The following is a 24,084-nucleotide window of genomic DNA, read 5'->3' as shown; positions in this document are numbered from 1 at the left end:
GATTTTACATAAAAGAAGGTCGCTATTTTTTAAAAACTCATTTAAAACAATTTATGAAAGCCGTTTTTAATTAATAAATTTTATCAAAAAATAAAAAACAATAAATAAAACAAATACATAATAAAGAAAGCATTTTAGTAGTTTAAAGTATTATAAAATGTAAAATAAGAAACTCGAAATTAACTTTTAATGGAAAATCTTCCTAAAAATAAAAAAATAGTTCTTTTTGACGGAGTTTGTAATCTCTGCAGTTCTGCGGTTCAATACATTATCAAACACGACAGAAAAGACATTTTCAGATTTGTTGCATTGCAATCTGATTTAGGAATTTCAATTTGCAAACATTTAGGAATCAGCTTTTCTAAGATGGATAGCATTATTTTGTATGATCCAGGAACAGCTTATTTTTATAAATCTTCAGCAGTTATCGAAATAGCTAAAAATTTTGGAGGTTTTTGGAAATTAACTCCTATTTTTAGAGTTATACCAATTTTTATAAGTGACCGAATTTACAATTATGTTGCTAAAAATAGATACAATTGGTACGGCAAAAAAGAAAGCTGCATGATTCCAACTCCAGAATTGAAAGCGAAGTTTCTTTAAGAGAAATTCCAGTTTTTGAAATTCCAAATTCCAATTTTATATACTTCAAGGAGCTTCTTGTGAAGATTTCTCGTTCCTCGAAATGACAAAACTAGACGATAAAATAAAAAATCCCAAATTCACATCAATTGGAATTTGGGATTTTTTTATTGAAATTTTCAGATCTTATTATCTAATCAATTTTCTGTATTTCAAACGTTTCGGAGTTAAATCACCACCAAGGCGTTTCTTTTTGTTTTCTTCATAATCAGAGAAACTTCCTTCAAAGAAATAAACTTCAGAATCTCCTTCGAAAGCTAAAATGTGAGTACAAATTCTATCTAAGAACCATCTGTCGTGAGAAATAATTACAGCACAACCTGCAAAATTCTCTAAACCTTCTTCAAGTGCACGAAGTGTATTTACATCTAAGTCATTCGTAGGCTCATCCAGTAAAAGTACATTTCCTTCTTCTTTTAAAGTCATTGCCAAGTGTAAACGGTTACGTTCTCCACCTGAAAGCATTGAAACTTTTTTGTTTTGCTCTCCACCACCAAAGTTGAAACGTGATAAGTAAGCTCTCGAGTTAACTTGCTTTCCTCCCATCATAATCAATTCCTGACCATCTGCAAAGTTTTCCCAAATAGATTTATTCGGATCAATATTAGAGTGAGACTGATCTACATAAGCAATTTTTACAGTTTCTCCAACTGAAAATTCTCCACTGTCTGTAGCTTGTTCGCCCATAATCATTTTAAAAATAGTAGATTTACCAGCACCGTTTGGTCCAATAATTCCAACTATCCCTGCTTGTGGCAAGGTAAAATTTAAATTATCATATAATAATTTTTCACCAAAAGCTTTTGCAACATTTTTAGCTTCAATAACATTTGTTCCTAAACGTGGACCGTTCGGAATATAGATTTCCAGATTTTCATCTAGTTGTTTTTGGTCTTCATTTAATAATTTGTCGTAGTTCTGCAAACGCGCTTTTTGTTTCGTCTGACGACCTTTTGCTCCTTGACGAACCCACTCCAACTCACGCTCCAAAGTTTTTCTACGTTTAGAAGCTACTTTTTCTTCCTGAGCCATACGGTTTGATTTTTGATCTAACCAAGAAGAATAATTCCCTTTCCAAGGAATACCTTCTCCTCTATCCAACTCAAGAATCCATCCAGCAACATTATCTAAGAAATAACGGTCGTGCGTTACAGCAATAACAGTTCCTGAATATTGCGCTAAATGCTGCTCTAACCATAGAACTGACTCAGCATCAAGGTGGTTGGTTGGCTCATCCAGTAATAATACATCAGGTTGTTGCAATAACAAACGACATAAAGCAACACGACGACGCTCACCTCCTGAAAGGTTTTTGATTGGTGTATCTCCTTCTGGAGTACGCAATGCATCCATTGCGATTTCTAATTTTGTATCGATTTCCCAAGCGCCAAGAGCATCAATTTTGTCTTGTAATGCCGCCTGACGATCCATTAATTTATCCATTTTATCTGGATCCGAGTAGTTTTCTTCAAGGCCAAATAAATCATTAATTTGATTGTATTCTTCTAAAACTGCCATAGTTTCAGCAGCTCCTTCACGAACAATCTCGATAACTGTCTTAGAATCATCAAGAATTGGCTCTTGCTCTAAATATCCTACTGTATATCCAGGCTGAAAAACTACATCACCTTGGTAGTTTTTGTCAACTCCAGCAATAATTTTTAGAAGAGAAGATTTTCCAGAACCATTTAAACCTAAAATACCAATCTTAGCTCCATAAAAGAAACTTAAGTAAATATTTTTAAGTACAGGTTTGTCTGCTCCCTGATAGGTTTTACTCAATTTCTGCATTGAGAAAATTACTTTCTTATCGTCTGACATTTTTTATTTTTATTATAATTATTTATTTTTTTAATGAATTTTGAGATTAAAACTTTCTAAACTCTACCTTTTAAAGCATTGAAAACCCAAGCATTAGCTAAAAAACCAACTCCTACAGCTCCAAATCCCCATCCTGAAACATCGCTATATCTAAAGATTCCAAGACCTATAAGCAACAATCCCATAAGTACCATTATTAAAGTTGCCCATCCTAAAATGGTATTTTTATTCATTCCCATAATTGTGCAATTATTTTAAGTAGAAAAATTTTCAGAAAGGCAAATATCGTGAATTTTAATGGCTTAATTAAATATTTTATACAGCATTTCTTTCAGCAAATCTGATTGAGGTAAAGCATTGGCTCCCACACCTTTACTTTTAACATCAATATCACGTAAAGCCCCAACAATCTGACTTACTTTTCGCATTGGGTAATTTTTTACAGCCAAATCATATTCCTTCAAGAAAAACGGATTCACACCAAGTGCTGACGCTACGTTTTTAGCGCTTTTATCTTTTAATCCGTGGTATTTTAAAAGCTGAACAAAAAATCCAAAAACTAAACCTGTTGTCATAACCAAAGGATATTCCTTCGGATTATGAGCAAAATTATCTGCTATCTTATAAGCTTTCAACTGATTACGTTCACCAATTGCTTTTCGAAGCTCAAATACATTATAATCTTTACTAAAACCAATATTTTCTTCAATATGCTGTGGCGTGATCATAGTTCCTTGAGGCAATATAATCTGTAATTTTTCTAGCTCATTATTGATCTTACTTAAATCTGTACCTAAAAATTCCACCAGCATAGCATTTGCTTTTGGATCAATAGTATATTTTTTACCAGCTAAAACTCGTTTAATCCAGTCTCCTACTTGATTTTCGTATAATTTTTTACTTTCGAAAACAACACCTTTCTGACCTAGTAATTTGGTGACTTTTTTACGCTTATCGAGTGTTTTATATTTATAGCAAAAAACTAAAACTGTAGTTTGCATTGGATTATCAACATAAGATTCAATCTTGTCAATTGTTCGAGATAAATCTTGAGCTTCTTTTACAATAACTACCTGACGTTCAGCCATCATAGGATAGCGCTTGGCCGTTGAAATAATATCATCAACAGAAACATCTCTTCCATACAAAACTGTCTGATTAAAACCTTTTTCTTCTTCAGCTAAAACATTCTGCTCAATATATTCTGATAATTTATCTATATAATAAGGTTCTTCCCCCATTAGAAAATAAATCGGTTTAATATCTCCGGCTTTAATATCGTTAACAATTTTTATTACTTCGTCCATTAAATTAAGTTTTCAGTATTCAGTGTCAGTTTTCAGTTTAATTCAAAATAAATAATTAGCAAATTTTCAAATTGACTAATTTTCAAATTATATTTGCTTTATGCTTAAACTTAATTTCCCAGCTTACACTTTCCGATTCAAAAATAGCGAAAATAAAGTGTCTATTTTTGATGAAATCAGGAAAAAATTTATAATTCTTACGCCAGAAGAATGGGTTCGTCAGCACGTTGTTCATTTTTTAATGCACGAAAAAAAATACCCCAAATCACTCATTAACGTAGAGAAAGTTTTAACTGTCAATGGATTAAGAAAACGATACGATGTTGTTGTATTCAATCCTGACGGTTCTATACTTATATTAGTAGAGTGTAAAGCACCCGAAGTAAAAATTTCTCAGGCAACTTTTGACCAAATTGCTCGTTATAATATGACAATGAAGGCACGGTTTTTGAATGTCACAAACGGACTAAACCATTTTTATTGTCAAATGGATTTTGAAAACGAAAAATATGAGTTTTTAAGAAACCTGCCTGATTATAAAGAAAACCATTAACAAATAAATAATTCAGTACTTTTGGATAAAATAGCTGTTGTCATTTTAAATTGGAACGGAGTAAAATTGCTTGAGCAGTTTTTACCATCTGTCATTCAGTTTTCCGAAGGCGCAACGATTTATGTTGCTGACAATGATTCTACAGATAATTCTGTTGAATTCGTTACAAAAAATTTCCCAAACATAAAGATTGTAAAGAACTCAGGTAATCATGGTTTTGCAAAAGGCTATAATGATGCTTTACAGCATATTGATGCAGAGATCTATGCTTTAGTCAATTCAGATATTGAAGTAACTGAAAATTGGCTAAAACCAATTCTTGATACTTTTGATAAAGAAAAACAAACTGCAATTATCCAGCCTAAGATTCTTGATTTTAAGAATAAAGAATACTTTGAATATGCTGGTGCCGCAGGTGGTTTTATTGATAAATACGGATTTCCTTTCTGTAGAGGAAGAATATTCGAAACAGTCGAAAAAGACAACGGACAGTACAATGACAACATAGAATTGTTCTGGGCTTCAGGCGCTTGCTTTTTTATCAGAAAGAAAGTTTTTGATGAATTAAAAGGTTTTGACGAAAGCTTCTTTGCGCATCAAGAAGAAATAGATCTATGTTGGCGTGCTGCCAATGAAGGACATATAATAAAGTACAATTCTCAATCTGTCGTGTACCACGTTGGAGGTGCAACATTACAACAAGGAAATCCTAAGAAGACCTATTTGAATTTTAGAAATTCATTATTAATGATGGTCAAAAATCTGCCAAAAAGTGGATTGTTTTTTGTGATTTTCTTCCGTATGGTTTTAGACGGAATTGCTGGTATTCGTTTTCTTACACAGGGCAAATTCGGGCATACTTTCGCCATTCTAAATGCACATTTTTCATTTTATTGCTTATCTTTAAAATATCTAAAAAAACGTAAAGATTTTCAAATACAGCAATACTATACGGTAAAAAGCATCGTTTTCCTTTATTATATAAGGAAATTGACCTTATTTAAAGAAATCTTTAACAGTATTCAAAATATTAAAAACTAAATTTGTAATCAAGTCTAATTAAAATTAAATTTATGAGAAAAATAGTTATCGCACTATCAGTATTAATGGCCCTGACTTCATGTGTTTCTAAAAAGAAATATGCTGAGTTAGAAGCTAAAAACAAAGAGACTCAAGATTTGTTAAACTCATGTACTGTAAAATTAAATACGTGCTTAGAAGAGAAAGCTGGATTAGCAGCAACAGCTGAAAGTTACAAACAACATAATCAAGATTTAATAAACAGTTCTAAAGATTTAACTATCTTAACTACTAAAGGTGCTGAAAACCTTGAAAAATCTCTTGAAAGTTTAAAAGAAAAAGATTTGAAAATCTCTAGACTTCAAGACGCTTTAACTAAAAAAGACAGTGTTACTTTAGCATTAGTTACAAGCTTGAAAGGTGCAGTTGGAATTAACGATCCAGATATCGAAGTTAATGTTGAAAAAGGAGTTGTATTTATCTCAATCGCTGATAAATTATTATTTAAAAGCGGAAGTTATGACGTAAGTGACAAAGCTAAATCTGTTTTGGCTAAAGTTGCTAAAGTTGTAAATGACAAACCAGATTTCGAATGTATGGTTGAAGGACACACAGATGACGTTCCTTACAAAAGCAACGGAATTATCTTAGACAACTGGGATTTAAGTGTTAAACGTTCTACTTCAATTGTTCGTGTATTAACAAACGATCTTGGTGTTAACCCAGCTAAATTAATTGCTGCAGGTAGAAGTTCTTACGTACCGTTAGTTGCAAACGATTCTGCTGAGAACAAAGCTCGTAACAGAAGAACTCGTATCGTAGTTATGCCAAAAATCGATCAATTCTATGATATGATTGAAAAAGAAATGAAAAAACAAGCTAAATAATCTTGTTTGACATACTATAAAAACAGAAAAAGCAGGTCAATCGACCTGCTTTTATGTATTCTTAATTTACTATTTAATAAGTAATTAAAGGAGAAATCAAGAATAACATTATCTTTATTAACTAACTAAATTTAACTATAATAAAGTTAGGCATTATTTTTATAAGTTTACACAATTAAAGTATTTATTTACAAAATCAACATTACACTATCTTCTGACGAGACATACTAGTATTTTGAAATCAAATCTGTCTGTCGATTTATAAATACTTTTTCAATTTATACCATAATTTAAAGGTACCATTTCTCCTATTTTTTCTTCTGCAATTTTTCCTGTAAAAATAATATCTTCAATATTAGAATTGTTTCCATACTTATATATGTAGAAAGTTTTCACATCAAAAATAACCCTTGATTCTTCTCGATTACCAAATACAAGATCATATGAGGCAACAAATTTTTTGTCGCCGTTTTCTTTTCTTTGACTTATCACTTCAACTTTTGTAAAATTATCTTGTTTAGAAACTTTAAAACAATTCTCAGGAATAACGTCGCTGTTATTTTTAGATATAAAAAACTGATCTTGCCCCCAAGTACCATTGGCTAAATTTCTAAAAAAATTAATTTGTGAACCTTTATACGCTTCTTCTCTTCGTTTTAAAATTAAATCTGAATTATTGATTTCTTCAAAATGACTGAAACCTGCATAATAACTTTTAATTACATCTCTGGAGTATATGCTTAAACTACCGAATGTAACTTCAAATTTTTGCAAGTCATAGCTTATTTTATAACCTAAGTAAGAATTAATAATCACTAACGGTTTATCCGAATAAGCTTGTAAAACATGGTTGAGTCTATCATATTTAAAGTGAATATCATCTTCATTTTCAATAGTAATTTTAGCACTATTTCTGGTTTCTCCAATAAAATACTCCCTAAATATTTTTAGTCTTTGCTCCCTAGTAAATATATCTTTTTTATTTCCTACAACTATTTCTTTAAGTGTATTTTTGGCAATTTCCATATATACAACAATATCTTTTTTTAGATCAAGATCTGTAATATATTGATTCTCAAATCCCATATAACTAAACACTAAGGTATTCTTTGCATCAGGGTCGTATTCTATAACAAAATTTCCATTTTTATCGGTACTAGTAGAAATTGTTGTTCCATCTAAAAAAATATTTGCCCCGGACAACGGTACTTTATCATTACTAAATACTTTACCTGCAATCCTTTGGCTGAAACAAGATATAGAAAAAAGTAAAACAAGAAAGAAGAATAAATTTTTCATAATTATACTGTTAATATTTAATACTAATTAACAATATATTATTTAATTTACAGTAAAATCGATGTCTTTTTTTACAAAATATCAATATCACCTTTTCCTTCTCTTACAATAACAGGTTCATGTTCAGAAAGATCTATAATTGTTGATCCAACATTATCTCCGTAGCCACCATCGATTACCATATCAACGAGATTCTGCCATTTCTCGAAAATTAATTCTGGATCTGTCGTATACTCAATTACATCATCTTCGTCACGAATAGAAGTAGAAACCACTGGATTTCCTAACTGACGAACAATTTCTAAAATTATATTATTATCGGGAACACGAATACCTACAGTTGTTTTCTTCTTAAATTCTTTCGGCAGATTGTTATTTCCTGGTAAAATAAAAGTATACGGACCAGGTAAAGCTCTCTTCAAAATTTTAAAAGTCGACGTATCAATTTGACGAACGTAGTCTGATAAATTACTCAAATCGTGGCATATGAAAGAAAAATTAGCTTTCTCTAGTTTCACTCCTTTAATTTTAGCAATTTTTTCTAAAGCTCTAGAATTGGTAATATCACAACCTAAACCATAAACAGTATCTGTTGGATAAATTACCAATCCACCATTCTGAAGCACTTTTACCACTTTTGCAATTGCAGCTTCACTAGGTTTATCGGGATATATTTTTATAAATTCAGCCATTTTGTTTCATTTTTTTGTTTGTTTCAAGTTTGTCAGGCTGAACGAACTCGAAGCCCTCATTTGTTAAAAAGCTCTTCGACTTCGCTCAGAGTGACAATAATTTATAGGTTTGAAACAATATTTTTTATCCTACGACATCTAATTTAGCAAATCTTAACAACAATTTCTTAATTCCTCCCACTTCAAATTTAATTTCTGCTTTTCTATCTGCTCCGACTCCTTCAAGATTAATCACTTCTCCTTTTCCAAAACGTTCGTGCATGACAACATTTCCTACCGTCAATTTGCTGTCAAATAAATTCGAATTTCCAGTGCTTGGAGCATTTCCAGAAACAGGTTTTAATTTTCTAATATTCAAATCTGGTTTCGGACTATTATCTGTAATATGTTTTGGCGGAGTTCCTCCTACAGGTTTTGCTAATCTCAATTTCGATTTATCTACATCTCCAAAAATATCGCCATCAATTGGTGATTTATAACGATAACTTGTTTCAGAAGGGGTTAAATATTCTAGAAACTGCCCGTCAATTTCTTCAATAAAACGAGATGGTTCACTGTCTGTTAGTTTTCCCCAACGGTAACGAGACTGAGCATAAGTCAAATACGCCTGATGTTCTGCACGTGTCAAAGCTACATAAAACAAACGACGTTCTTCTTCCAATTCGCTTCTAGTACTCATACTCATAGCACTCGGAAACAAATCTTCTTCCATTCCTACCACAAAAACGTGTGGAAACTCCAATCCTTTTGCTAAGTGAATCGTCATTAGCGCCACACGATCTTCGTCATTAGTATCTTTATCTAAATCAGTTGCCAAAGCCACATCTTCCATAAATTCAGAAAGTGCACCTCTTGCTCCGTCAATTTCTCTTTGTCCTTCGGTAAAATCTTTAATACCGTTTAAAAGTTCTTCGATATTCTGAATTTTAGCCATTCCTTCTGGAGTCGCATCTTTCTTTAATTCCTGAACCAAACCAGTTTTTTTCGCAACGTGATCTGTTATATAAAACGCGTCTTGATTTTGATCAATAACCTGAAAACTCTGAATCATCGTTACAAAATCTTTCAATTTGTTTTTTGTACCAGCATTCAGTTTCAAGTCGATTTTATCAATATTCACCATTACTTCCCAAATCGAGCGTTTGTAATGGTTTGCAGCAATAGTCAATTTTTCTACAGTTGTATCTCCAATTCCACGTGCAGGATAATTGATAACACGAATCAAAGCCTCTTCATCTTTCGGATTCAGAACCAAACGCAAATAGCATAAAACGTCTTTAATCTCCTTACGTTGGTAGAAAGATAAACCTCCATAAATTCTATACGGAATATCACGTTTTCTCAGTGCATCCTCCACCGCACGCGACTGCGCATTGGTACGATACAAAATAGCAAAAGCTCCATTATGCAACTGATTCTGCATTTTCTGCTCAAAAATCGTACTCGCTACAAAACGACCTTCTTCAGCATCAGTCAAACTTCTGTGGACTTTAATTTTTGGGCCAAATTCATTCGCCGTCCAAACTACTTTATCCAGTTTCGTTTTGTTATGCTCCATAACGGTATTTGCCGCTTCAACAATATTTCGTGTCGAGCGGTAATTCTGCTCTAAACGAAACATTACAACTCCTTCATAATCCTTCTGGAAATTCAAAATATTATTAATGTTCGCACCACGGAACGCATAAATACTCTGTGCATCATCTCCAACAACACAAATATTCTGAAATCTATCTGATAAGGCCCTAACAATCAAATACTGAGAGTGATTTGTATCTTGGTACTCATCAACCAAAATATAACGAAAACGATCTTGATATTTAGCCAAAACTTCTGGAAAACGTGTCAGTAATTCATTGGTTTTAAGCAATAAATCATCAAAATCCATTGCGCCAGCCTTAAAACAGCGATCAACATACTGCTGATAAATTTCTCCCAATCTTGGTCTTTTTGCCATTGCATCGGCTTCTACCAATTCTGGATTATTAAAATACGCTTTAACCGTAATCAAGCTGTTTTTATAACTAGATATACGTCCCAAAATTTGCTTGGGTTTGTAAATATCGCGATCCAGCTGCATTTCTTTAATAATAGAAGAAATTAATCTAGCCGAATCCTGAGAATCATAAATAGTAAAATTAGAAGGATAACCTAAATGATCTGATTCTGCACGAAGTATACGTGCAAAAATCGAGTGGAAAGTTCCCATCCAAAGATTTTTTGCTTCACTCGCCCCCACAATATCCGAAATCCTGTGTTTCATCTCGCGGGCTGCTTTATTGGTAAAAGTCAGCGACAAAATATTGAAAGCATCAACACCTTGAGCCATCAAATACGCAATTCTAATTGTTAAAACACGGGTTTTTCCCGAACCTGCACCAGCAATAATAATCATCGGCCCGTCTTTCTTTAAAACAGGTGCCCTCTGTGCTTCGTTGAGCTGGTCAATATATTTCTGCATGTAATTTTCTCCTTTTATGCAAAAATAAGAATTAAAAAAGAAAGTTCCTAAGATGCTACTCAAAGGTTCTGAGATACTAAGGTTCTGAGATACTAAGTTTTTTTTGAAGCCAAAGAATAGGCATTTTTTCAGACATGGGTTCCCGCTTTCGGCTTTATCTCTCCGCTCCGCTACGAGGATATCGCCTCAATCGGGGCTAGATTCAAACATTTTTTTTGAGATGCTAAGCTACTAAGATTCTAAGCTTTTTCTTTAGACAAAAGAGAGAAACTCAGAATCTTAGAACCTTAGCAACTTAGAATCTTATTTAAAAAACACATCGTAAGCAAATCGGATCAAAGTGCCGACAACTACAATCAAAAAGAAAATTCTAATAAATCCATTTCCTTTATTAATTGCCAATTTTGCACCAAGCCAACCTCCAAGACCATTGCTTATTGCCATCGGAACTGCAATTGCCCAAATGATTTTTCCTTTGATCATAAACAGGCAAATCGAACCAAAATTTGTGGCAAGATTTACCATTTTAGCATTCGCGGAAGCGTGAAGAAAATCAAAACCTAGAAGTGCAATAAAAGCCACTACAAAGAAACTTCCAGTTCCTGGACCAATAAAACCATCATAAAACCCAACTATTACACTAATCACAACTGCATAGATAATTTGAGTTACAGCCGAATGATCTTTAGCAACATGCTGTCCGAAATTTTTCTTGGCATAAGTATAAACAAACAATAAAGACAAAACCACCAATAAAAGCGGTTTCATAAAATCATTGCTGACCATTGTCAAAATAGTTGAACCCAGAAAAGCAGAAGGAACTGCTAGACACATCATTATAATAAGCAGTTTCCATTGAATAATAACTTTCTTTAGATATTGAAAAGCAGCAAAAGCGGTTCCGCTAAAAGCTGGAATTTTCAAAGTTCCAACAACTGTCGAAACAGGAAGATTTGGCAATAAAATCAGTCCCATTGGTGTTTGAATTAATCCGCCACCGCCTACAATTGCATCAATAAAACCAGCAGCAAAAGCCGCTAAACAAAGAAAAAATATTATGTATGTGTCCATTGCAACTATATTTCAATCAAAGTAAAAAACAAGTTGCAAAAGTACATCTTCCTTTTTGTTTATTACCATAAATTTAAAGTGGATTTCTCATCAAAAAGTATATTTTTGCTAAAAAATTAACCCAATGGATTTTACAAGAATTATAGAATTAGCCAGTTACACTTTACCTGCAATTGTTACTGGATTTGTAGCTTACAGTTTTTTTGAACTGCACATTAAAAACAACGATAAAAAGCGTGCGTTTTTGTTAAACAAACAAGCACATAAAGAATCTCTTCCTATACGTTTACAAGCTTACGAGCGTATGACTTTGTTTTTGGAGCGTATTAATTTGACAAAACTGTTAATTAGAATTACTCCAATTTCTCAAAATAAACACGATTACGAAAACTATGTAATTGATCAAATCGAACAGGAATTTGAGCACAACTTAACACAGCAAATTTACATGTCTGAAGAATGCTGGACTATCATTACAACTGCAAAAAATGCAACAATTCAAATGATTCGTAAAGCTGCAATGAGCGATAAAGTTGAAAATGCAGATAAACTTCGTGAAGTTATCTTGAATGATTTATTAGAAAAACAATCTCCAAGTAATGCCGCATTAGGATTTATAAAATCTGAAGTTGCAGAACTTTGGTATTAAATAGTCTTATAGATTTTAGATTGATTTTAGAACTTTTTGTGTCCAATCTTTATCTGTTTCAGAAATTACAATAACCTTAAAACCATATTTATCACCTTCCATTTGAACTCCTTTTGAATCATCAACATGAAGATCTATATTAAATGAAGGTGGAAATTTTGAGCAATAAATATTTTTATTTAATAAACTTCTTTGGTGTTTCTGCTGGTTTATAATATAATCCACAGAAATACCATATGAATAAAACATCCATTTTATTTTTGAAATGCTTCTGTGAGAAGTAGTATAAATATAAATTTTGTGTTTTCTCTTTTTTAATTCTTTGAATAAAACTACTGTTCCTTTTCTTAGTCTCTCAATTCTAAAAATCTTGTGAAACAAGTTTCTTTTATCCAAATCAAATTTATTGTTTAATATCAAAGTGTCGTCAAGATCAAAAGAGATTATCATAAAAACTAAACTTTAAAAATCTCAAATCAATATCTTATTATCGCTCATAACTTCAGACTTATTCTGAGCATATTCATATCCTTGCTCCCACCATTCTTTCATAACTTCTTTATTAAAAATCAAGGCATTATCTGTTAATTTTATTGGTGTGTAATATAAATTTAATTTTACATTCTTATTGTTTGCCATAAGTTTTCCTATAGCAATATCATGTTTTTCTACTTGGTCTAAAGCGATTCGGAACAAATCGATCATTAACGAAAAAGGATTTTTACCAATAACCATTTTAGAAGTATTAACCTCTGTTTCTAAAATAATAACATCAATTTCTGTAGCACCGCGATTGATTGCCTCACGTATTGGAACTAAACTTGAAAATCCGCCATCACCATATTCACAATTGTTTTTTTCGACCAAACTCATAAAAGGAACATAGTTACTAGATATCCAAGACCATTCACAAAACTCTTCATAACTACAATCCTTAACTGACTTATATTCAGATTCATTTTTAGTAAAATTGGTTACCGTAACAATAACATCTGTTTTTAGTTTTTTGAGTTTATTGAAATCTGAAAGAGAAAAATTATTCTGAATATACTTTTTCAGACCTTTGCTTTCTCCAAAAGTACGTTTCCCTTTAAAAAACTGGCGCAGTACATTAAAGTGATTAATTGTCACAATATCAACGCCATCCTTATTTTTCACCACAAACGGACAAATATTAAAAATACTCGACATGGTAACATTGGTATAAACTGAATGGATTTTTTTAATATGACCGAGAGCTAAATGCGGAATCAATAAACTTCCGGTAGAAGTTCCTATAAACAAATCGTATTCATGTTTTTTTTCTTCTATTAAATACTGGGCAACACCGCCGGCAAAAGCGCCTTTACTACCACCTCCTGAAATAACCAATGCTCTCATAAATTGTAATGTAGGTTTTGTTTTTGGATTTTAAGAGGGAAATTTTAGAGATAAAAAGCAAAATAAAAACTTCATAAACTTTTGAAATCTTTTCCCTAACTTCTTTATTTCTTGATCGATCACTCTTTCAACAAGCGATTCAATTGGAATTGCTCATCGGGTGTCAAATTAGGTAAAATTCTATTAAATGAAGCACGCATTTCGGGATTTTTTAACAGAAGCCGAATAGTATCTCGTCCGAACTTTGAAAATTGCCACATATGATGCGTTGTAGCGCCAACTAAATTACTCAAAACCTGATCGTTAATAATTTTAAAAGCAATTAGTTTTTCTAATGCATTTTGTCTTGTTGTGGCTTTATATTTTGTTGATGAAAATGCAATTAATTCATTAACCAAAGAATCTTGGTCATTGCTGTAGTTTGGTGTAGATAAAGCCAAAGAAAGCCATAGCGTTCTTAGATTATAATCGTTAAAACCAATCCAGTTTTTAGATTTATCCAAATAAATAGTTCTCTGATTCGGAAAATTTCTCCATAACCAATAAAGTGCAATTTCTTGTGTCTGATATGATTTGTCATCTAAAAGTGTTTCGTAATTTGCTCTAAAATCTTCCGGAATTTTGGTTAACGATCCAGCTAAATTTTGACGAACATTTATATTATTAGTTTGCAATGCTAAAAGCAAAAGCGCTTTTTTGTCTTCGTATTTTTCATTTTCCAACTGATCAACAACAGCTTCTTTTACAGATTGGTAAACATCTGACTCTAAAGTACTTTTTAAAACATCTGCTTTTTCAGCTAAAGGCGTTTTTTTCAATTTATCGATTTCCAATCGTTTTTGGATTGCTTTGTTTTTGCTCAATAAAGCATTTGCAGTCGGCGTATCAAAAGCAGTCGATTCTAGCCAAGTTTTTTGGAATTTATCCAAATCAAAATCGGATACTTTTTTAATTTCGTTGAAGAAATTCTTGGTGTTTACCGTTTGATAAGCATACTTATTCAGATAACTTTTAATCGCTTTTTTAAAAGCTTTATCTCCAATTGATTCATGTAAAACAAACAATGTCCACGCACCTTTTTCATAAAAAGTTAGAGAACTTGCTTTTCCATTCAAAACTGGAATAGTATCTGTGCGGGAAGCAAATTTTATCTGCTGTGCCGTATCGTATAACTTAGAATAGAAATAATCTTCGCCATAAATATCTTTTTCTGCAAGCAAGGCAAAGTATGTCGCAAATCCTTCTTGAAGCCAGTGATGTGTGCTGCTTTCAGCTGTGATCAAATCTCCAAACCAATGATGCGCCAATTCATGAGCATCTACATTAGTATAATTTCGATCGCAAAAACCTGTTGAATCTACTACGTATCGTGTGGCAAAAAGAGTTGAAGTTGTATTTTCCATTCCAGCATACAAAAAATCTCTTACTGGAATCTGTCTGTTAATTTTCCAAGGATATTTTACGCCAATTTCTTTTTCAAGGAAATCAAAAATGCGTTTCGAATAACGGTAAGTTGGTTCAAAACGATCTGCATCTTTGGGTATATAATAATATTCTAATGGAATTTTGCTTTTGGATTTAAATTCTTTTTTATCAAATTTTCCAATTGCCAGCATTAATAAATACGAACTCATTGGTTTTTCCATTTGATATTGCCAATGATTTAGATTTCCGTTTGTTGTTTTTTCTTTTAAAACTCCATTTGAAACTACCTGATAATCTTTATCATAAGAAATCTCTAAATTAAAAATCAATTTTTCATTCACATCGTCAAAACTTGGAAACCAATTGCTCGTGTATCTTCCCTGCCCTTGTGTCCAAATCTGTACTTCTTCATTTTCCATTTCAACAAAATACAGCGCTTGTTTTGGTTTTGTTGAATAATTAAAAGTTAGATGATTTTCTCCTTTTTTAAATGGAAAAACCAATTTTAACTGTTTGGTTGTATTAATGAAAATGATTTCTTTCTCGTTGATTTTCACGTTCGAGAATTCCATATTTTTAGCGTCAAGCGAAATAGTATCACAATCCTTTAAAACCTCAAATTGAAAATCGACAGCACCTGAAACTGTTTTTTCTTTTGAATTTAAAGACAATTGTCCTGAAACAGATTTAAAATCGACATATTGATTTTGCTGCGCAAAAAGAAAACTGGTGAATAATAGAAAAATGTATTTCATTGAAAATTTTATTTTAAAGAATCTGTTTCCCAAGATCTTGGATTGTTTTTAATGTAATCGTAAATCTTTTCAAACCTTTTATAATTTCTAACAATATGATCATGGTAATTAGCCTGCCAAATTGATTCTGAACCGTTTATTTGTTTAGTAGTTATTGATTTAAAAATGGCCACAAATGATGAAATCGAATTTGATTTGCGAGAAAGTTTAGATGATAATTGATTTTGAATTAGATTTTCATCGAAGCCATTTTTTGAATCCGATTGGTTTTGTAGAGGCGCACTGCAGTGCGTCTCACGCCCGTATGTCAACAAAGATATGTTCGAAATATTGTTTTCTGTTGTGGATATACTGGACGTAGACGCACTGCAGTGCGTCTCTACAATATGCGTGGTGGTTTCTACGTCAACAACAGCATCTGGATTTTGAATTTCGATTAATAAATGAATATGATTTGGCATAATAACCCAATTATGAAAAAACCAATTTTTACGAATTTTTATTGATTTTAAAAGTTCTTTTTCAATAATCCTTCCATTTTCATTTAAAATCATTTTTTCTTCTTCGATAGCACCAAAAATACATTTTCTATCTTTTGTAACTATAGTAATAAAATAAACTGCTTCACTAGAATAATCCCAGTTTTGCAGTCGGTGAGAATTTATTTTGAATCTATCTTTAAATAATAATGTCATTTGGCATGTAAAAATCCAAAGTTACAAAGGTTTCCTTTACAAATAGAATGAAATTTGTAAGTTTACAATATAAAACCGCCAAATCGTGTCTACACCTCAAAAAGCCTTATTTAACTGGAGCAGCGGAAAAGATTCTGCACTTGCCTTATACAAAACACTTCAAAATAATGATTTTCAAATAGAATGTCTACTGACAAGCGTAAATCAGCAATATCAGCGCATTTCGATGCACGGAATTCGTGTTGAATTATTACGTGAGCAAGCGCAAAGCATCGGAATTCCTTTAAAGATTCTAGAAGTTCCTGAAATGCCAACTATGGACGTTTATGAAAAAGTGATGACGGAAGTTTTAACGGAATTAAAGGGAAATGGAATAACGCATTCTATTTTTGGAGATATTTTTCTTGAAGATTTGCGCCAATATCGTGAAAATCAACTAGCAAAAATTGGCTTAAAAGGCGTTTTTCCGATTTGGAAAATCCCAACTCAAGATTTAATTCAGGAGATTATTTCATTGGGATTCAAAACAATTGTGGTTTGTGTAAATGAAAAATATTTAGACAAAAGTTTTGTTGGCAGAATTATCGATCAGGATTTTATAAATGATTTACCTGAAAACGTGGATGTTTGCGGTGAAAATGGTGAATTTCATACCTTTACTTTCGACGGCCCAATATTCTCAAAACCAATTGATTTTGAAATTGGCGAAATTGTCTATCGAAAATATGAAAAACCAGAAAAGAAAGATTCGTCAAACACAGCTTGCGATACAAATGATGAAACTGCTTTTGATTTTGGATTTTGGTATTGTGATTTAATTAAAAAATAAATGAAGTTTTTTTATAAATTTATATTTCTAATTCTTGTTTGCTTCTCTTTGCAGAGTTGTTTGGTTAATAGATGTAAAAGGCCTCAAATTACCGGTTATATTTATGATGCCGAAACGAAAAAGCCAATTGAAAACTGTAAAGTTGGTGAAACTTTAAGTCAATCTAATGGTTATTTTTCTTTAGATGAAAAACGGTATAGGCAATTTACATTTTTTGGTTTTGAAGCGCCAACTTTAGCAGTAAATGAGACTGTTAAAAAAGAAGGCTATGAATCTCAGAATATACAATATATACAACCTTTTGGAGGTGGATTGAAGAAAGGGGCTATACATAATGCAGACACTATTTACATCAAAAAAAATATTTTAAAAACTAACTAATATGGCTTTAAAAGAAAAAGATGAAGTAAAAAAAGTAGTTTTATTTTTGAAAGAAATTGGTATTGAAGTTATTGAAAAAGAGCTTGGAGAAACCTTTTTACCTGGTTTAGAATTAGGGCCTGATTGCATTTATATCGATTATAATAAATTATTATATCCTGGCGATATTTTACATGAAGCAGGGCATCTTGCTGTAACAGTTCCTGCAGAAAGAAAATTAGTTGGTACGGCAGAAATTTCTAAAGATTGGCCAACTCAAGGTGACGAAATTGCCGCAATTTTATGGTCATACGCTGCATTGCATCATTTAGAATTTCCTGCTGAGTTTGTTTTTCATCCAAATGGATACAGAGATAGTTCTGAGTGGTTTATTTCAAATTTCGAATCCGAAAATTATATGGGATTGCCTCTTCTGGAATGGATGGGATTGTGCCTTGGAAATGAAAAAGCCGAAAAAGAAAATAAATCTCCTTTTCCAGCTATGCAAAAATGGCTTCGCGATTAATCTTAAGTAGATTCGTCAACCCAAGTTTTTAGAAACCATTTATTCTCTTTTAGTTCGAAAATATAATCGACATAAATTCCATTATCAAGTCCGCGCTGTTGGAGAATGGCTTTGTTTTTCTTTACAGAAATTGTTCTTTTTAAATATTTTTCATCTGCTTTATTATTCAAATTAAGGGCTTTATACTTTTCTTTTGTCATGGTATAATCCGTTAATTCAAAATCGTCATTGTTCATTTTATATTTTAATGGAAAAACTACTCTGCTAGTTTGAAATTTCTGGTCAGCATTAAACTTCTTAAAAAAAGCATTAAAATCTTCAGAAGCTGATTTTGTATTTTGAGCGTAAATAATAGCATTTAAGCTCATTACAAAAACTATAAAAAAGTATTTTTTCATTATTCAGAATACATTTTAAGCAAATTAGTAACGGTGTTCCAGTTGCGAATCGTTGCTGTTACATTTAATTTTTTCTCAATATATTTTTGATCAAAACGGGTTTTTCCAGCGCCAACGGCATATTTTATAAAAATTCTATTTTCATCAATACTCGCTTCATCTGGTTTAAACTGACTGATCTTCAAATCGTTTATGTTTTCCTTTTTTAAAGCCATTGAAACGAATGCAACATATAGTCTTTTCGTATCAATATCTTTTTCTTTTAAAAACGAATTATTGGCAAAACAAGATTCCAAGTTCTCTTTGGTAATCATAACAATAGGAACTTCGTGTCCAAAAACTTTAAAAATTTCCTGTTTCATGATAAAACCAATTTTTGAAGCTTCTTCTTCACTATCTACAAAGACATTTCCAGATTGCAAATACGTTCGAACATTTTGAAAACCAAGATTCTCCAGCATTGCTTTCAAAGCTTCCATTTTCATTAAATTATGCCCAGAAACGTTGATTCCGCGTAAAAGCGCTAAATGTGTTTTCATTTTTTCTAATTTAAATTCAAAGATAAAAAACTATTCATCATCATCTTCCTCACTGATTTCAATATCAAATTTCACTAAAAAATCATTGAACTTTTGCTTGTACTTTCTTTTTGCTTGTTCTACAATTTCATCTGCTTCTTCATTAGATTCTATTGCATTAAAACCAAACTGTTCTTTAGCCCATTCCTGAAATTCTTCTTTGTTTTCGCTTTCTTCGTAATATTCTTCATCTTTATAAAAATAAGCATAATCAAAGTCAACAGAAATTTCAGTGTCTAAAGTCAGGAGCTGAATCAGTTTACGAGTGTTTTCTGCCACAACATGAACTCCTCCTTCGTCACCAAAAACAACAATCGGGCAATTATTCAAATCTTTATCAATAAGCCAATATGCATACGAACTTCCAGAACCATTTGCGCCTGCAAATTCGATAAAACTATTGTAAAATTCTTCTTCTTCAGACCAAGTTTTTATTCCGGTTTTATCGTCGTTAATCGTAAGTCCAAAACATTCTGAATAGGTTTCAACACCATATTCCTGCTCAAATTCGTATAATTTCACTAAATCTTCTGGTAGTTTATAATTGCCAAATTGAATAGCAAATTCTTCTAAAGAAAAACTGCTATCATAATCTGAATATTCTGTTTCTGCATCTTCTTCCTCTTCTTCAACAACTCCGGCTGTCAACATTTCAAAAGTTGCTATTGCAGCATTTTTTACGCAGAAAAGCTCAATTCCTGGAGCATTTTCATCATTTATCCATTGGTATTTTGGATTTCCTTCTTCATCAAGATATTCCAAAATAAGCATAATTTCTTCATCTTCATGACACCATAAAGCACGCATTCTGATACTAAAACCATTCGAAATTTCTTCAGAAATCTGGCTGTATTTCTTTCCTTCATAATCAAAAGGAATAAACAAATAAGTCGTTCCAGAAATATGTCTAACGATTTTTCCATTTTCTTTCAATTCCTCATTCTCAGACAAAACTTCAACCATATTAATAAACTGATTACGGAAATCTGCATACGAATATTTCTCTTTTTTATCGTAATCTAAAATTGAAAGTCCTTCTTTAAAAATATCTAAATAATTATTACCTAAGATTTCATTGCCGTAACTTGAAAGTTCTAAAAAAGCATCATCTACAATATCAGACAATTTATGAGTCGAAGGCAAATAATTTTCTACAGTTATAACAGATCCGTCGGTATCTTGAACATTACTACAAATTAAAACATCAGGTCTGCTAGCGCTTATAATTGCCTGAACATCTGTGAAACGCTCAAAATGAAATAGCATATCATCAGTATAAATCAGCCAAGCTGTAAGGTCTCCTTTTACAAAAAGTTCGCCATGATTGTATTCTCCAGCAAGTGTATCGCATTGCAATCCTCCACCTAAATAATGAACACTTCCGAACAAATTAATATTGACTGTTGTTGTTTTTCCTAAAACAATTAAGGCAGGAGAATTATCCGTATCGTAAGAACTGATAAGTTTTGCAACCGTTAGATTTCCTTTAAAAATAAATCCTAAAATGAAAATATTAGGATGTTCTTCTGTACTGAAATCCATCTCAAACAAATCCATTTCTACATCTTCTTCTGCTAATAAAAATATGGGATTTTCCTCGTAATCAGGAAAACGCCAAGTATTTTCAAAAACATTGTAGATTTTCTGATTATTGAAATCGGTAAGATCTCCAATAATATTGTGAGCTTCGTGTCGGTTGATTACTTTAAATGTAATACCTGAGAACACGATTGTTTCAAAAGGAACTTTTTCTTCTTTAATCATAATTTGAGGCTTATAATTTAAATGCTAAAACAAATCTAGCAATTATCTTTTTTTATTAAAATTATACTGACGATAAAAATAAAAAACTCCGTCAAAAAACGGAGCTTTAAAAAAAATTGAATTAGTAAGCATTCAAAAAATTATTCCTTTTTCTCATACACTAGCATTGGGCCGTCGCATATACTCCAAGTTCCGTACAAACTTCCAATACTATTAATGATGTATAAATTTTCTTTTATATTTGAAGTGCAAGATGCAATTATATCACTCTCTGCACTATAATTTAATTCAAACTGTGTTTGATCTGTCGTTTTTACTACAGAATAAGTCCCTGAAATAGTTGTAGTTTTTCCGTCTTTCTTTCTTGTTTTAGAGAATGTATTATTGGAATTAAAAGTATACGATTCCTCCCATAATAAAACATCAATCGAATTTGCTGCGGGATTGCCGCTACCCATTCTTGTTAACGTCCATTGTCCAATGTAACTTGCAGATGGTTTGTCGTCGTTATCAGAACAAGAAACAAGAGAAATAAACAACACAATTAAAAGTCCAATTTTTTTCATTTTTTAAGTTTAAGAAGGTTATCTATTTATAAGACTTTCCTTTCTTAAAATAGTTGCGTCTGCAATTTCAATTTAACGATAAATTAATATTCAAAGACTTGAAAACTATAATTCATTTTCAAATTTCCTAATTAAAATCTATCTTCGCTTTTTGATAAAATTCCAAAATTTTAAATTTCAAATTCCAATTTTTCAAATCTAAAATCTAAAATCAGAAATCTACAATAATTTAAATGTCTAATAATCTTCTAGAAACTCCAATTGAATACTTAAAAGGTGTTGGTCCGAGTCGCGGCCAGCTTCTTCGTAAGGAATTGGGTATTCATAAATATGGAGATTTAGTTAATCTTTTTCCGAATCGATATATTGACAGAACGCGTTATTATAAGATTAACGAATTGCAGAATACAGGTTCTGAAGTTCAGATTATTGGTAAAATTATCAATATTAAAACAGTTGAATTTGCTAAAAACAAAAAGCGTCTTGTAGCTAGTTTTGTTGATGAAACAGGGCAAATTGATTTAAACTGGTTTCAAGGACATAAATGGATTCGTGAAAGTTTAAAACTAAATGAGCCTTTAGTAATTTTTGGAAAATGTTCTCTTTACGGAAGCCAATTTAGTATGGCGCATCCCGAAATTGAGTTGTTAAGCGAACATGAAAGAAGCTTACGTTCGGCTATGCAACCCGTTTATCCTTCGACAGAAGCTTTGGCTAATAAAGGAATTTCGAATCGAACGATAAATAAATTAATGGAACAGCTTTTTCTGGAAACACAGGCATTGTTTACAGAAACTTTTCCTCCTTTTTTAATTGAAGAATTAAAGCTGATTCCAAAACGTGCCGCATTATTCAATATCCATTTTCCGAAAAGTGCTGAAATTTTAGCGAAAGCGCAATTCCGACTGAAATTTGAAGAATTGTTCTTTATTCAGTTGCAATTAATTACAAAAAATCTCATTCGAAAACACAAAATAAAAGGACATCCATTTGACAAAGTGGGCGAACTTTTTAATGAATTTTATAAAAATCATCTTCCTTTTGATTTAACGAATGCTCAAAAAAGAGTGATCAAAGAAATCAGAACTGATATGGGAAGTAATGCCCAAATGAATCGCTTGCTTCAAGGTGATGTGGGTTCTGGAAAAACGATTGTTGCTTTTATGAGTATGCTTTTGGCGATAGACAATGGTTTTCAGGCTTGTTTGATGGCGCCAACAGAAATTTTGGCAAATCAGCATTTTCTTGGTTTGTCTGAATTTGCTAAAACCTTAAATATCAATATACGAATATTAACGGGTTCTACTAAAACTTCTGAAAGAAAGATTATTCATGAAGAATTAGAAAACGGAGAGCTTAAAATTTTAATTGGAACTCATGCGTTATTAGAAGATAAAGTAAAATTCCAGAATTTAGGACTTTCTGTAATTGATGAACAGCATCGTTTTGGCGTGGAGCAAAGATCTAAATTGTGGAAGAAAAATGATATTCCGCCACACGTTTTAGTAATGACCGCCACTCCTATTCCGAGAACGTTGGCAATGAGTTTGTACGGTGATCTAGATATTTCTGTTATTGACGAATTACCTCCAGGAAGAAAACCAATTCAAACTGTACATCGATATGACACTAATCGTTTGAAAGTCTGGAAGTTTCTTCGTGATGAAATTGCAAAAGGAAGACAGATTTATATTGTTTATCCGCTAATTCAGGAATCGGAAAAAATGGATTATAAGGATTTAATGGATGGTTATGAAAGTATTTCTCGTGATTTCCCTCTTCCTCAATATTCTATTTCGATTCTTCACGGAAAAATGAAACCAGCTGATAAAGATGCTGAAATGAAGCGTTTCTCTGAAGGAAAAACCAATATAATGGTGGCTACAACAGTAATTGAAGTTGGTGTAAACGTACCAAACGCCAGTGTAATGATCATCGAAAGTGCGGAACGATTTGGGCTTTCGCAATTGCATCAGCTGCGCGGGCGTGTGGGGCGTGGCGCTGAACAAAGCTATTGTATCCTAATGACAGGACATAAATTGAGTTCTGACAGTAAAACTAGAATGGAAACCATGGTTCAAACCAATGATGGTTTTGAAATTGCTGAAGTTGACCTTAAGCTTCGCGGTCCAGGTGATTTAATGGGAACACAGCAAAGTGGTGTTCTAAATCTTCAAATTGCAGATATTGTAAAAGACAGGGAAATTCTTTCTTTGGCTAGAAATTACGCTATGAAAATTTTAAAAGAAGATTCTGCACTTCAAAAGCCTGAACATGCTATATTAAGGGCGATTTTCATCGAATTGACCAAAAAGAAAAACATTTGGAATTATATTAGTTAAAGATGCTAAGGCTTCAAACTTCAAAAAAAAACATATACTTCATTGCATTCTAATAGATTCTGGT

General features: G+C 32.0%; 24 protein-coding genes. 9 read left to right on the top strand and 15 right to left on the bottom strand.

What is annotated here, in order from left to right:
• Positions 1 to 189 precede the first annotated feature (189 nt).
• Positions 190 to 603, top strand: coding sequence for a thiol-disulfide oxidoreductase DCC family protein (locus DM444_RS23080; RefSeq protein ID WP_111291007.1), 414 nt, complete (start codon positions 190 to 192; stop codon positions 601 to 603).
• A gap of 168 nt (positions 604 to 771) precedes the next feature.
• Here DM444_RS23080 and ettA read toward each other — a convergent pair whose 3' ends face one another.
• From ettA to holA, 3 genes are all read right to left on the bottom strand, one after another.
• Positions 772 to 2,463, bottom strand: a complete 1,692-nt coding sequence (gene ettA, locus DM444_RS23075; protein WP_111291005.1) for an energy-dependent translational throttle protein EttA — start codon at positions 2,461 to 2,463, stop codon at positions 772 to 774.
• A gap of 56 nt (positions 2,464 to 2,519) precedes the next feature.
• Positions 2,520 to 2,702 carry a CAL67264 family membrane protein gene (locus DM444_RS23070; RefSeq protein WP_111291003.1) on the bottom strand — a complete coding sequence of 61 codons (183 nt, stop codon included), beginning with the start codon at positions 2,700 to 2,702 and terminating at the stop codon, positions 2,520 to 2,522.
• 63 nt (positions 2,703 to 2,765) lie between these two features.
• Positions 2,766 to 3,770: a DNA polymerase III subunit delta gene (gene holA, locus DM444_RS23065; RefSeq protein WP_111291001.1), complete on the bottom strand. Its 1,005-nt coding sequence runs from the start codon at positions 3,768 to 3,770 to the stop codon at positions 2,766 to 2,768.
• 100 nt (positions 3,771 to 3,870) lie between these two features.
• On the opposite strand from holA, the gene DM444_RS23060 reads away from it, so the two are divergent.
• From DM444_RS23060 to DM444_RS23050, 3 genes are read left to right on the top strand one after another with little or no spacing between them, the layout of a single operon-like run.
• Positions 3,871 to 4,323 carry a type I restriction enzyme HsdR N-terminal domain-containing protein gene (locus tag DM444_RS23060; protein WP_111290999.1) on the top strand — a complete coding sequence of 151 codons (453 nt, stop codon included), beginning with the start codon at positions 3,871 to 3,873 and terminating at the stop codon, positions 4,321 to 4,323.
• Between the two features lie 21 nt (positions 4,324 to 4,344).
• On the top strand, positions 4,345 to 5,364 hold the full coding sequence (locus DM444_RS23055) for a glycosyltransferase family 2 protein (RefSeq protein ID WP_111290997.1): 1,020 nt from the start codon (positions 4,345 to 4,347) through the stop codon (positions 5,362 to 5,364).
• Positions 5,365 to 5,396: 32 nt separating this feature from the next.
• Complete coding sequence (locus DM444_RS23050; RefSeq protein ID WP_111290995.1) at positions 5,397 to 6,230, top strand: OmpA/MotB family protein; 834 nt, start codon at positions 5,397 to 5,399, stop codon at positions 6,228 to 6,230.
• A gap of 273 nt (positions 6,231 to 6,503) precedes the next feature.
• Here DM444_RS23050 and DM444_RS23045 read toward each other — a convergent pair whose 3' ends face one another.
• The 4 genes from DM444_RS23045 to DM444_RS23030 form a co-directional block, all read right to left on the bottom strand.
• Entirely contained in the window at positions 6,504 to 7,529 is a 1,026-nt protein-coding gene (locus DM444_RS23045) for a carboxypeptidase-like regulatory domain-containing protein (RefSeq protein ID WP_111290993.1), read from the bottom strand.
• 71 nt (positions 7,530 to 7,600) lie between these two features.
• Positions 7,601 to 8,221: an L-threonylcarbamoyladenylate synthase gene (locus tag DM444_RS23040; RefSeq protein ID WP_072970810.1), complete on the bottom strand. Its 621-nt coding sequence runs from the start codon at positions 8,219 to 8,221 to the stop codon at positions 7,601 to 7,603.
• A gap of 124 nt (positions 8,222 to 8,345) precedes the next feature.
• Positions 8,346 to 10,682, bottom strand: coding sequence for an ATP-dependent helicase (locus DM444_RS23035; protein WP_111290991.1), 2,337 nt, complete (start codon positions 10,680 to 10,682; stop codon positions 8,346 to 8,348).
• A 303-nt stretch (positions 10,683 to 10,985) separates the two neighbouring features.
• Positions 10,986 to 11,753 (bottom strand): sulfite exporter TauE/SafE family protein, encoded by a 768-nt coding sequence (locus tag DM444_RS23030; RefSeq protein ID WP_111290989.1) that lies wholly within the window; start codon positions 11,751 to 11,753, stop codon positions 10,986 to 10,988.
• 124 nt (positions 11,754 to 11,877) lie between these two features.
• On the opposite strand from DM444_RS23030, the gene DM444_RS23025 reads away from it, so the two are divergent.
• On the top strand, positions 11,878 to 12,402 hold the full coding sequence (locus tag DM444_RS23025; protein ID WP_111290987.1) for a DUF7935 family protein: 525 nt from the start codon (positions 11,878 to 11,880) through the stop codon (positions 12,400 to 12,402).
• Between the two features lie 15 nt (positions 12,403 to 12,417).
• Here DM444_RS23025 and DM444_RS23020 read toward each other — a convergent pair whose 3' ends face one another.
• The 4 genes from DM444_RS23020 to DM444_RS23005 all read right to left on the bottom strand — a co-directional run bounded on the left by DM444_RS23020 (position 12,418) and on the right by DM444_RS23005 (position 16,657).
• Positions 12,418 to 12,852 carry a hypothetical protein gene (locus DM444_RS23020; protein ID WP_111290985.1) on the bottom strand — a complete coding sequence of 145 codons (435 nt, stop codon included), beginning with the start codon at positions 12,850 to 12,852 and terminating at the stop codon, positions 12,418 to 12,420.
• A gap of 21 nt (positions 12,853 to 12,873) precedes the next feature.
• Complete coding sequence (locus DM444_RS23015; RefSeq protein ID WP_111290983.1) at positions 12,874 to 13,782, bottom strand: patatin-like phospholipase family protein; 909 nt, start codon at positions 13,780 to 13,782, stop codon at positions 12,874 to 12,876.
• Positions 13,783 to 13,901: 119 nt separating this feature from the next.
• Positions 13,902 to 15,962, bottom strand: coding sequence for a M1 family metallopeptidase (locus DM444_RS23010; protein WP_111290981.1), 2,061 nt, complete (start codon positions 15,960 to 15,962; stop codon positions 13,902 to 13,904).
• Positions 15,963 to 15,970: 8 nt separating this feature from the next.
• A complete protein-coding gene (locus DM444_RS23005) occupies positions 15,971 to 16,657 on the bottom strand; it encodes a transposase (protein ID WP_111290979.1) in 687 nt (228 codons plus the stop codon).
• A gap of 85 nt (positions 16,658 to 16,742) precedes the next feature.
• Here DM444_RS23005 and DM444_RS23000 point away from each other — a divergent pair, with 85 nt between their 5' ends.
• From DM444_RS23000 to DM444_RS22990, 3 genes are read left to right on the top strand one after another with little or no spacing between them, the layout of a single operon-like run.
• Positions 16,743 to 17,486, top strand: a complete 744-nt coding sequence (locus DM444_RS23000) for a Dph6-related ATP pyrophosphatase (protein WP_111290977.1) — start codon at positions 16,743 to 16,745, stop codon at positions 17,484 to 17,486.
• The gene (locus DM444_RS22995) at positions 17,487 to 17,867 is read left to right on the top strand and encodes a hypothetical protein (RefSeq protein ID WP_111290975.1); all 381 of its coding nucleotides are present in this window, start codon (positions 17,487 to 17,489) and stop codon (positions 17,865 to 17,867) included.
• Between the two features lies 1 nt (position 17,868).
• Positions 17,869 to 18,372: a hypothetical protein gene (locus DM444_RS22990; protein ID WP_111290973.1), complete on the top strand. Its 504-nt coding sequence runs from the start codon at positions 17,869 to 17,871 to the stop codon at positions 18,370 to 18,372.
• A gap of 2 nt (positions 18,373 to 18,374) precedes the next feature.
• On the opposite strand, the gene DM444_RS22985 is transcribed toward DM444_RS22990, so the two are convergent.
• From DM444_RS22985 to DM444_RS22970, 4 genes are all read right to left on the bottom strand, one after another.
• A complete protein-coding gene (locus DM444_RS22985) occupies positions 18,375 to 18,770 on the bottom strand; it encodes a DUF4348 domain-containing protein (protein ID WP_111290971.1) in 396 nt (131 codons plus the stop codon).
• Positions 18,770 to 19,309, bottom strand: coding sequence for a DUF1697 domain-containing protein (locus DM444_RS22980; RefSeq protein WP_111290969.1), 540 nt, complete (start codon positions 19,307 to 19,309; stop codon positions 18,770 to 18,772). Before DM444_RS22980 ends, DM444_RS22985 begins: the two co-directional genes overlap by 1 nt.
• Before the next feature lie 30 nt (positions 19,310 to 19,339).
• A complete protein-coding gene (locus DM444_RS22975) occupies positions 19,340 to 21,112 on the bottom strand; it encodes a hypothetical protein (RefSeq protein ID WP_239455779.1) in 1,773 nt (590 codons plus the stop codon).
• A gap of 140 nt (positions 21,113 to 21,252) precedes the next feature.
• Positions 21,253 to 21,678: a hypothetical protein gene (locus DM444_RS22970; RefSeq protein ID WP_111290967.1), complete on the bottom strand. Its 426-nt coding sequence runs from the start codon at positions 21,676 to 21,678 to the stop codon at positions 21,253 to 21,255.
• Positions 21,679 to 21,911: 233 nt separating this feature from the next.
• On the opposite strand from DM444_RS22970, the gene recG reads away from it, so the two are divergent.
• A complete protein-coding gene (gene recG, locus DM444_RS22965) occupies positions 21,912 to 24,020 on the top strand; it encodes an ATP-dependent DNA helicase RecG (RefSeq protein ID WP_111290965.1) in 2,109 nt (702 codons plus the stop codon).
• Positions 24,021 to 24,084: the final 64 nt, after the last annotated feature.

The sequence above is a fragment of the Flavobacterium ginsenosidimutans genome (genome assembly GCF_003254625.1).
Lineage (GTDB): Bacteria > Bacteroidota > Bacteroidia > Flavobacteriales > Flavobacteriaceae > Flavobacterium > Flavobacterium ginsenosidimutans.
Note: the sequence above shows the minus strand (reverse complement) of the source record. Positions and strands in the feature narration are given on the sequence as shown.